Here is a 1,007-nt window from a genome sequence, read left to right on the forward strand (position 1 = left end):
AGGCTAAAGATGTACGCGGCGGCCCAAAGATGGGCGTGAAGCCGCAGAGGATATCCACAATCCAGCGGCTGCACCGTCAAAGTGGCAGTTTTCGGCCACCCTCGAAGGCATGGATACTCTCGCCCGCATGATTGAACGCGTCCGGCGGCTCGGCGGTACCGCCCGCGTCAGCGACCTGCTCGCCGCCGGGACGACCGACCGGGTGCTTGCCAAGGCAGTGGACAGCGGGCTGCTGGTTCGGATCAAACGCGGACTGGTGGCCCTGCCGGACGCGGATCCGGTGGTCCGCCACGCACTCGTGGCCGGCGGCCTGATCACCTGCGTCTCCGCGGTCAAGGAACATGGCCTGTGGGGCATGAAAGACCCGGAGTCGCTTCATCTGTGGGTTCCCCATGGCCATCCGGTGGCTGCTCAGCGCCATCGGGGATACCTGGCGGGCCGGCGGCTGCCCGGCGCCTATGTTCCGGTCTTGGACACGGTGCTGCATGCGCTCCGGTGCCGGCCGCCGCTGGAAGCCCTCGTCATTGCGGAATCGGCTGTCAGGTTGGGGCGGGTCATCGTCCCCGACCTGCTTGGCAACCTCAAAGGCCCGCGGAACGGGCCGGTGCGCGACGTCGTCGGCCGGATCGGGTTCGACGCCGAATCCCCGCTGGAGGTCATCGCGCGGGAACTGTTTCGGAGTGTGGGCCTGCAGGTGGAAACCCAGGTGCGCATCGAGGGGGTGGGCCGGGTGGACCTGTTGGTGGAGGGGCACCTGATTGTCGAACTGGACGGGTTCGACTTCCACTGGACGCGGACGGAGTTCCGCAAGGACCGCAGGCGCAACAACGCCGGCGTGCTGAGCGGGCTGCCCACCCTGCGCTACATCTACGAGGACCTAATGTTCGATGCGGACCGGGTCGTCGCCGAGGTCGCGAGGATGGCGAGGAGGAGCGCCTGAGCCGGGCCTCCGCCCCCACCATTGAACCTCCGTCCCCTGCTTTAGGCTTCAAGCAACGCGCTGACTA

Annotated in this window: 1 protein-coding gene; it reads left to right on the forward strand. The window is 67.2% G+C overall.

Annotation, left to right across the window (positions count from 1 at the left end):
* Positions 1-109 precede the first annotated feature (109 nt).
* A complete protein-coding gene (locus tag LVY72_RS24080) occupies positions 110-940 on the forward strand; it encodes a type IV toxin-antitoxin system AbiEi family antitoxin domain-containing protein (protein ID WP_237827469.1) in 831 nt (276 codons plus the stop codon).
* Positions 941-1,007: the final 67 nt, after the last annotated feature.

This window comes from Arthrobacter hankyongi (genome assembly GCF_022012395.1).
In the GTDB taxonomy this organism is placed as follows: Bacteria; Actinomycetota; Actinomycetes; order Actinomycetales; family Micrococcaceae; genus Crystallibacter; species Crystallibacter hankyongi.

Coding starts and splice junctions, on each gene's coding strand:
- LVY72_RS24080 (WP_237827469.1), top strand. CDS start 110: ATGGATACTCTCGCCCGCATGATTGAACGCGTCCGGCGGCTCGGCGGT.